General features: G+C 45.3%; 7 protein-coding genes and 1 pseudogene. 4 read left to right on the forward strand and 4 right to left on the reverse strand.

The window, feature by feature from the left end; translation table 11 throughout:
• Positions 1-433 precede the first annotated feature (433 nt).
• The 4 genes from KDK19_RS12385 to KDK19_RS12400 form a co-directional block, all read right to left on the reverse strand.
• Entirely contained in the window at positions 434-1,477 is a 1,044-nt protein-coding gene (locus KDK19_RS12385) for an alpha-2,8-polysialyltransferase family protein (protein ID WP_257255183.1), read from the reverse strand.
• Positions 1,478-1,505: 28 nt separating this feature from the next.
• A complete protein-coding gene (locus tag KDK19_RS12390) occupies positions 1,506-1,751 on the reverse strand; it encodes a hypothetical protein (protein ID WP_257275370.1) in 246 nt (81 codons plus the stop codon).
• 499 nt (positions 1,752-2,250) lie between these two features.
• Positions 2,251-2,547, reverse strand: coding sequence for a hypothetical protein (locus tag KDK19_RS12395; RefSeq protein WP_257275372.1), 297 nt, complete (start codon positions 2,545-2,547; stop codon positions 2,251-2,253).
• 6 nt (positions 2,548-2,553) lie between these two features.
• Entirely contained in the window at positions 2,554-3,285 is a 732-nt protein-coding gene (locus KDK19_RS12400; RefSeq protein ID WP_257255178.1) for a lipopolysaccharide kinase InaA family protein, read from the reverse strand.
• Between the two features lie 315 nt (positions 3,286-3,600).
• On the opposite strand from KDK19_RS12400, the gene KDK19_RS12405 reads away from it, so the two are divergent.
• From KDK19_RS12405 to KDK19_RS12420, 4 genes and pseudogenes are all read left to right on the forward strand, one after another.
• Positions 3,601-5,280, forward strand: coding sequence for an endonuclease/exonuclease/phosphatase family protein (locus tag KDK19_RS12405; RefSeq protein WP_257288295.1), 1,680 nt, complete (start codon positions 3,601-3,603; stop codon positions 5,278-5,280).
• A 176-nt stretch (positions 5,281-5,456) separates the two neighbouring features.
• Positions 5,457-6,539 carry a Fic/DOC family N-terminal domain-containing protein gene (locus KDK19_RS12410; protein ID WP_257255176.1) on the forward strand — a complete coding sequence of 361 codons (1,083 nt, stop codon included), beginning with the start codon at positions 5,457-5,459 and terminating at the stop codon, positions 6,537-6,539.
• A gap of 136 nt (positions 6,540-6,675) precedes the next feature.
• Complete coding sequence (locus KDK19_RS12415; protein WP_257292083.1) at positions 6,676-8,262, forward strand: acyl-CoA ligase (AMP-forming), exosortase A system-associated; 1,587 nt, start codon at positions 6,676-6,678, stop codon at positions 8,260-8,262.
• Positions 8,259-8,996, forward strand: a pseudogene (locus KDK19_RS12420) (pyridoxal-dependent decarboxylase, exosortase A system-associated); the annotation flags it as partial. The gene KDK19_RS12415 and the pseudogene KDK19_RS12420, both read left to right, overlap by 4 nt.

The raw sequence follows: 8,996 nt of genomic DNA on the forward strand, positions 1-8,996 counted from the left end.
AGTCGATCTCGGTACCGCGCCCCATAGTTCGGGCAATACGGGACAGGTTGACTGAGCCCATCTGGATGAGGCCAAAAATAACCAGCACAACGAGGTAAATACGGGATTGATGCCAGCCAAGAGAGGTTTTGAGGTGCTTTGCCAGTGAATGAGTGTGTTGCACGATGAGTTAATGGGCTTGCAGAATACCTGCTATCGGACACCTATTAACCTTTTCTTATCAAGCTTTGTCTCGAAATTGTCCCCTGCAGAGGCTCGCGAGGTAGCCGGCAAAGTAGTGCCCTATGTCATTGAGCAGAATAAGGACTTGTCAGAGATGAGTCTGCATGTGATAACAATTTTCTCAGACTCCATTAGGGAGGATGGGTTTGATGTGTTGACGTTGGCCACAGAGTGAGGAATAAACTATCTCTAGAGTACTCCTCACTTAACACTAATGAGTTAAAGGCATACAGTCCACGCCTATCTCTTGAAAATGAGAAACTATTTTTTTAAGCATGGGGTGTTCTTTGTAGTTAAATAAATCATTTCCAATACTGATTATTTTGTTGCTATTTCCATAAATAAGTTTGGCTGTGATCAAGGCTGTGCTGGAAAAACCAATGATATAATCATATTGATTTTTTATCATTAGCAACTCAATGGGTGATGAACCTGAGTATATTTTAAAACTTTTGGAACAAAACTCTATTTTTTTATCATGCCTGTTTGTTGGGTGCGGGATAAATAGTATATCTTTTATATTTTCCGAGCATAGATAACTAAGAAGGTTCTGGTTAATAGCTTTTGAGGCAGCTTCATCTGTAATGCCCGAGTTGGTTAGAGGTTGACCGATGATGAGTGCAGACTTAGTTTCTTGATTGTTGCGTGATATTGAAAATTCTGTTGTAAAGGGTGGGAGGTCTTTTGTCTTCTCTGCTGGTAAGTTTTCTGAGGTTCCCGGAATGGTATAAATATGGGATACCTTGTTGCTCAGCATCCCATGTCTGTCTTCTTTAAAAGGCGTGTACTTTAGACCGATCGCTTTATCAATAAGAGATTTCTTTCTTTTGCTTACTCGTTCTAACTTGTTTTTTGAAAGAGGATGAATTATCAGGTTAAGAGTTCCGTCAGGTATTATATTAAATGTGACTTTCTTTCCTGGAAATTGCTTCTTTGAGGCGGCAATGAAATAATTGTATCTTGTGCTGGATATTGAAGTTGAATGGAAATTTATAGATTCTGGGTTGTTGCTTTTAATTATTGAAAAAATGAATTTAATGTTTTCTCGGGTAGATAGCTTTCTTGCAAATATTGAAGCTTCTCGATATTTGAGAAGAAAAACATTTTTTAAACCATAGTCTTTTGCTGCTTCGTAATTCTGCTTCTTAAAACAGAAGAAAAAAGAATCAGTGTCTTTGGAAATCAGTATTGAACTAACTAACTGGAATGATGAGTTAATGAAGAAGATATTAATTGATGAGTTCTTTGTTTTCATGGTGGATCAATTCTGTCTATGTGTTGGATTATTTTTTAATAAAGAGATTGGGGAGGCTGATTAGCTTCATTAATTGGTCTTTTCTTATAAAAATGAATATATAAGCTATAGTAATCTGTGTTTCTCCCCCGAGAACCTTGGCAGGGAAAAGCTTAAGCAGCTTGTAACCTTTTTCATGTGCGGTTTCAATTTCAGAAGGTGTGGCAACACCAGGAATAAAAGGCAAGTTGAGAGTCTCTGACTTTTTTACAACCGTGAGATTGCAACATCTCATTTGAGATCACGGCAAAATCATGAAAGTGTTGGCCTGGCATGGGCTTTAGTAAGGTAGCGTGTACACATTGGCTGTCTTGTGTACTCTTCAGGACTCTTTTGAAGGTTTCCGTATTGTTTAGCAGTATGACTGCAATTTGATCAAATCCTGCCAAGACTTCTGCATCATCATTTCTTCTAATTTGACACTCATCTTTTCTCATCGAAATATCAAGCTTCCAGTGAAGTTTATTCCTGATGCGACATATTCCCTGCTTGATATGGGAGACTAATAATAGAGATTTTTGAAATCAAATCCTGAGCACTCGTGCTGAGGTCATATCCTGATGTTACAGGCATAAGGTGACAGACGTATGAGTAAGAAAACAAATATAAGCTACAGATTACTGGATTCACGGGCTTTCATGATTTCTCCGTGATTTCGTCTGGTTTTTTCGGAATTTCGACGTGGCTACCGCACGAGATGCTATGGCAGAATTATATATGCTGCATTTTTGGCTTCAATAGGTATTAATGTAATTTCGATTGGTAGAGGCTGTGTAAACAATGCCAGAGTCGTCGGTATTATCTTTGGTTTTTGGTGTTTTTACTTGCATGTGTGCGTAGATGTTTTGTTCGAGATGATGCTTTCTAGACAGATGACGAAGGTTCACGATTGTCGAGCGATCTGGAATAGCAAGATCCAGGGGATTCTCCGGCTTGGTTTGGCCGGAGTTATTGCATTTCAAAGTGGAGTTAACACAGGCTCCAAAGTAACAGTCAGAATGATAAACCAGTTTCTCAAGGACGGAAGGCATATACTTCTATGCATTCCTGCCACCGCCCCAAAGATTTTGTTTTTTCACAAGCCTGATCACTTCAAAGGCGAGTGCCTTCTGAGCCTTTTTATCAAATCGCTTATAAGCAAGGTTATAGTGCCTGAAAAAAAGCACTCTATCCTTAGCGGTAAAATGTTTGAAGGATATTCTCTTAATCAACTGGACCAGATTCTTTTTCACCAGTGAAAGAGGCACTTCTGAGTGGAAACTGTTGCGTTCAATATCGATCATAACGAAACGTGGAGGCAGGCTCGGTTCCATCAAAATATTGCCTGCGCGCAGGTCTCCATGAACAATACCTGCTTTGTGCATCTGACCAATATAGTGGCCAAAAGCCTTGATCCATGCTTGACGCATGGGCTCATCATTTTCAGGTTTTTTGACCAGATATTCAGAGGCAGAGCCATTAGGACCCGCTGCAGTAATTAAGTAGTGATTCTTATTTTTGAGCACTCCGGATGCCAATATTTCCGGAATTTCAAACCCCGCATCCACTGCAATTCTGGCCTGTTTCACCCAAACTTCACAACGAGTGCCCCTGATTTTGGACTTAAGAATTTCCAGGTTGCTCTTGGGTATGAACTCTTTGAAGTAGCAGCCAGGAGTGCCGATATAGCGTGCCATTCTGGCCTGTTTGGAACAGCTGATCCACTCCCAGTTGTCAGGAAGGATATTGTTTTCAAGTTGGGAAACATCGTGCTCAAAGTCAGGCTGCATAGAACGTTTTTTTTGCTCACTGGCTCAGACAATCTGATGGAGCGAGAGTATAACAGATAGATCATTGATCTGAGGAGTGATTTATTCTGCAGCTTCCGCTGGGCCGGATCATATTCAAGTCACAACCCAGTCGCAAAAATCAGTGCTGATCGTCATGTAATTCCCGTCTCATTGTCTCTGGTTTAAAAAATACCCGGGAGTGGCATTTTTTAGTTGGCGCAAGCAGCTCACAGAAAAAAACGGTGCGAAAGCCTTTAAGTGATAAGAGTAATTGTCGATGCCGATATAAGCAGCAGACAAACCAGAGGAAACTGTATGCCTGCAGTTCAACCATCTAAAGCACAGACCCATTATCTGCCCAGAGATAATGACTATGTTTATTCTCACAACCGCTTTGGTCGTGGTTGCCACTACGTTGGTCGGTTTCTGTCCCGACCGGTTTCACTGGTCGCCAATTCGGCAACAAAGCTGTTCGCCCATGACCGGCCAGGCAAAAGCAACACGCCTGCCGAAGGTGAGAAACGGAAGCAAAATGTACCACTGTGGGCCAGGAAGGTAGCCCGGGCGACTGCCGTTACGCTATTTCTGGTACCCTCATTGGCATTGGGAGCATTGGGGTTCTCTCTGCGCATGATCGGCAATCTGTTCAGGAACGAAATTTCCCTGATTCAGTCTACCGTTCCACCCGCCATTTATAATCCTGAGCGGGGCCTGCATTTGATGACCTACAACACTGGCCTGATGCCGTCGTTTATCCGTAACCTGAACGACCTGCGCTCATCACAGCAGCGTAGTCATGAGATTGCCGAAGCATTAACCCGAAATCCTGATGCTACTCCGGATGTTGTCTGCTTCCAGGAGGCGTTTGACCAGCAGGCGACGAAGCAGCTCTGTAAGGATCTCAGTGGCCACTACCACCATATTGTTCACAGTGTTGCGCCCCGGGAAACCGGATTGAGCAGTGGTCTGGCCATTGCCAGCAAATATCCCGTAAAGGAGGCAACATTCCGGCCTTTCTCTGATCTGGCAGCAGAAGACCAGCTGGCCAATAAAGGCTTGCTGCGGATCGTGCTGGATCTCGGCAACGATAAAACGGCCGTTGTTTATAATACCCACCTTCAGGCCAAGGATGGTCAAACCTATGAGGCGATTCGCTATAACGAGCTGCTTCAGATAAGAGCTTGGGTTCAGGAGGATAGCGATAACGACAGGCGTAATAACATACACCACCATGGCACCTTCCTGATGGGAGATCTGAACAGTGCCCGGTCAGACGAGCAGGGTAGGGTGAGTAAAAACTCAGAGTTCGAAAATGCCATGATGGCACTGGGAACAGGTTTCTCTAACAGTTACTACGATACCCATGATGAAGAAAATGATACCCGGCTGGTTGACCGCAGCGAGTCATTTTTTGTCAACAGTGACCAGGCAAGCATCGAGCCGGAAGATCGTCGGGAGCCCGATGGAACATGGTATCTTGGCGCCGGAAACAGAATGCATCAACCATGGGGTAGCAGGCGCTGGAAAGATCATCCCGAGGTGGCAAGGCAGTGTATTTATGACTTCCAGATGGTTCATGGGGACACTGAAAAAAAATGGGCATCCCATACAGAAATACGGCAACTGGGGCTCGATGTTAATAATGATCTGGAAAGCGGGTTATCTGACCATTTGCCGGTGTCGGTTATCTATCGGGAAGCGGAAGGATTTTCTGCTGTCATTGCTGGCTTGGAGCTGGAGGATTATAAGGCCCCGAAGGTCAGGGAACTGGTTAATAAACTGAAGCTTGCCTATGGCCATCGGTCCGGTAATCAGATCAGCGAGAATCTGGTTGATCCGCAGTTCGCAGGCGTCAATCCCCTGCATAAAATTGCTGAACTCAGGGATCAGAATGAAGGGGAACCTGATATTGTGAGTGAGCTTAACCGGCTTGAAAAAATGGTCAGGCAAAGCATGAATCCTGTTTCCGAAACGCCTGGGTCGAACATCGGGTAAACTGTAATTTCTGTAATGCGGTTGTTTACGCTATTGTCATTTATTTTATGACATAATGAGAAGTGCTGTTCCTCTATATGGATTCAACGAATGTGTATAGTAAATATCGGTTTTCTATACATGTTCTGATAACCTGTATAGAAAATGGCACTTTCCTATACATGTTGTGAGTCACTGTGACCCCTTACCAACCAACTGATCTACCCCTGCCCCGGGAAAATGAGCTGGAAACACGCCGGGTATTAAAAAAACTGGCTTTAGCCCACCGGCATCTGGCAGAACTTAAAGGAGTAGTACGCTCTATTCCCAACGAAACCATCTTGATCAGCACCCTGACGCTTCAGGAAGCCAAAGACAGCTCAGAGGTGGAGAATATTGTCACAACTCATGATGAACTGTTTAAAAACAACCTGACAGTGCTACCCTACAGCCCGGCAACCAAAGAAGTTAAAAGCTACTCCAGGGCACTGAGCCGTGGCTTCGATACCGTCAGAAAAACAGGAATGCTTCGCTTTCAGGATATTCTCGATATTCAGCAAACACTGGAAGAAAACCGGGCAGGCTTACGCAAATTGCCCGGTACCGAGCTAAAAAACACTTCCACGGGTGAAGTTATTTATACCCCTCCTCAAAACCCGGAAAGGGTTGAGTCACTTATGACAAACCTGGTGGCTTATCTCAATGATCATGGGCTTTCAGACAATGATCCGTTGGTGAAAATGGCGGTTATTCACTTCCAGTTTGAAAGTATTCACCCATTTTACGATGGGAATGGCCGAACAGGTCGAATCATCAATATACTTTATCTGGTCACTCAGCAGTTGCTGGACCTGCCAGTGCTCTATTTAAGCCGTTATATTATTCGAAACAAGGCTCAGTACTACTCACGGTTACAGGCAGTGAGAGACCTTCAGGATTGGGAAGGCTGGTTACTGTTCATGCTTGAAGCCGTATCAGAAACGTCAAAAGAGACCACAACCCTGATTGATGAAATAAAAACCCGGATGCAGGCTGTAAAGCATAGAATGCGTGAAGAACTACCTAAAATTTACAGTCAGGATCTGCTCAATCATTTGTTCTGCCATCCTTACACGAAAATCGAGTTTATTGAAAAAGAGCTGAATGTTAGCCGACTGACCGCCACCAAATACCTGAATCAGCTGTGCAGCAAGGGCTTTTTGCTTAAGCAGAAAATGGGGCGAAGCAATTATTATATTAACGAGCCTCTGGTTGACTTGTTCCTGAATATTGGTCAGTGATCATCATCGATTTGGGAAAGTCAGCTATAGAGACAAGCTCTCAGATCGGTTGCCGAAGGTTACTTTTCTGCATCGTGCTTTTCAAAATCCTTGTTTGTTACAATAGCTGATCAGAAAAGGTATTACGGATTCCTGAATGAGCCAGCTGTTACATCAATTACTCTTTGATCAGGCTGAAAAAGCACCTCTGCATGAGGCTCTGGGGGTGAAATCTCAGTGGTATGATTATGCTTCGGTTGCCTTGCACGTAAAAAGTGTAGCCTCAGGCTTGCAGAGACTGGGACTATCCAGACATGAGAGGGTGGCTGTTTATCTGCCAAAAACCGCTGAGGCTGTTTTCAGTTATTTTGGAGCAACGGCAGCCGGTGGGGTCATGGTTCCGGTCAATCCTGTGTTAAAAGCGCCTCAGGTGCGGCATATTCTGACGGATTGTAAAGCCAGAGTTCTGATCACGAATAAGGCTCGCTTCAGGCAGATGGAGGCCAGCCTGACTGATTGCCACGATCTGAGCCATGTCATTCTGGTGGATGGGTTCTCTGAGGAAAAAAGTCGTGTTCGGGTTATTGCCTGGCCAGACTTCCTGAAGGAAGAGGACACTTGGTCTCAACCGCTCACTATTGATATGGATATGGCGGCCATTCTCTACACCTCCGGAAGTACCGGTAAGCCCAAGGGGGTCGTGCTTTCTCATCGTAATATGGTGGCCGGGGCGTATAGTGTCTCTGAATATCTCGGGAATACCCATCAGGATCGACTTTTATGTGTATTGCCATTTAGTTTTGACTATGGTTTCAGCCAATTAACCACTGCCTTTGCCTCCGGTGCCAGCTGCTACCTGCTGGAGTATCTGCTGCCCGTAGATATCATCAAACAGGTGGCTCAGCAGAAAATTACCGGCCTGGCTCTGGTGCCTCCTCTTTGGGTGCAGCTTTCTGAAATGAGCTGGCCTGAAGAAGCGGCAGTGAGTCTGAGGTATTTCACGAATTCGGGTGGGGCTATGCCATCGTCAATACTGGATGCGCTTAGAAATAAAATGCCACAGGCTTCACCTTATTTAATGTATGGCTTGACGGAAGCTTTTCGATCGAGCTACTTGCCACCTGAAGACGTGGATCATCGTCCAGGCTCTATGGGCAGGGCTATTCCCAATGCTGAATTACTGGTCATCAATGAGAGTGGGCTACCCTGTAAACCCCATGAGCCGGGTGAGCTGGTTCACCGGGGAAGTCTGGTGGCGCTCGGTTATTGGAATGACCCTGAACGAACCAGAGAGCGTTTCAAACCTGTACCTTTGTCTATTCAGGAAATCCCAACCCCTGAGTTGGCTGTCTGGTCGGGTGATATTGTCACCCGGGATGAAGACGGTTATTTGTATTTTGTTGGCCGCAAGGATGACATGATCAAGACGTCGGGCTACCGGGTGAGTCCCAGTGAGCTTGAGGAGCTAATGTACACATCCGGGATGGTAGCTGAAGCAGCGGCTATTGGTGTTTCCCATCACCGGCTGGGTCAGGCTATCGTGCTAGTCGTGGTATCTGCGACAGATGGGCCTGTTGAAGAGAAAGCGGTTATCAAACATTTCCAAAAACACGTGCCAACCTACATGGTGCCTTTGCGGGTGATTACTCAAAGTGCTTTAGCCAGAAATCCAAACGGCAAAATTGACCGAAAAACCTTAGCTGCAGAGTACGAAAATCTGTTTGTATCCGGAGAAAATAAATGAGCAAGCAGCACGATCGTCTGCAGAGAATTTCAGTTAAGAATAATCGTCTTCAGGTCGCAGGTCGTCCTGCTGATCAGCTGGTTGCCATGGCGGGCGGAACACCTTGTTACATATACGACAGAAAGTCTCTCACTGAGCGTGTTCGGTCTCTGCGTACGGTGATGCCTTCTGACTTAAAGATGCATTATGCGATCAAAGCCAACCCAATGCCCGCCGTTGTTCATCATATGGCAGGTCTGGTGGATGGCCTGGATGTGGCCTCCCAGAGGGAGATGATGGTTGCTATCGGTTCGGGTGTTGATCCTGAATCGATTAGCTTTGCCGGGCCAGCAAAAAAAGTAGAAGAACTCAGGGCGGCTGTCGCTGCGAGCATAGTGATTAATGTCGAATCCAGCCTGGAACTGGAAAGGCTTTATCAGCTTTCCTCTGAACTGCAGTTGAAGCCCAAAGTAGCTTTTCGCGTCAATCCAGACTTTGAGCTTAAGTCGTCTGGCATGAAAATGGCTGGCGGCCCAAAGCAGTTTGGTATTGATGCTGAATTAATGCCTGAAATGTTATCTGAGCTGGATACCGGAAAAGTGGACTTCTATGGTTTTCATATTTTTTCCGGATCACAGAATCTGAATGCAGATGCGTTGATTGATGCTCATGGGAAAACATTTGAGCTGGCTGCACGACTCTGTGAGTTGGCTCCTGTCCCGGTTCGGCATATCAACATTGGTGGTGGTCTGGGG

The organism is Endozoicomonas sp. ONNA1, from assembly GCF_024606325.1.
In the GTDB taxonomy this organism is placed as follows: Bacteria; Pseudomonadota; Gammaproteobacteria; order Pseudomonadales; family Endozoicomonadaceae; genus Endozoicomonas_A.

Bases quoted from the DNA above. Each gene is read 5' to 3' on its own strand.
- KDK19_RS12385 (WP_257255183.1), bottom strand. From the start codon at position 1,477: ATGAAAACAAAGAACTCATCAATTAATATCTTCTTCATTAACTCATCA.
- KDK19_RS12390 (WP_257275370.1), bottom strand. From the start codon at position 1,751: ATGAGATGTTGCAATCTCACGGTTGTAAAAAAGTCAGAGACTCTCAAC.
- KDK19_RS12395 (WP_257275372.1), bottom strand. From the start codon at position 2,547: ATGCCTTCCGTCCTTGAGAAACTGGTTTATCATTCTGACTGTTACTTT.
- KDK19_RS12400 (WP_257255178.1), bottom strand. From the start codon at position 3,285: ATGCAGCCTGACTTTGAGCACGATGTTTCCCAACTTGAAAACAATATC.
- KDK19_RS12405 (WP_257288295.1), top strand. From the start codon at position 3,601: ATGCCTGCAGTTCAACCATCTAAAGCACAGACCCATTATCTGCCCAGA.
- KDK19_RS12415 (WP_257292083.1), top strand. From the start codon at position 6,676: ATGAGCCAGCTGTTACATCAATTACTCTTTGATCAGGCTGAAAAAGCA.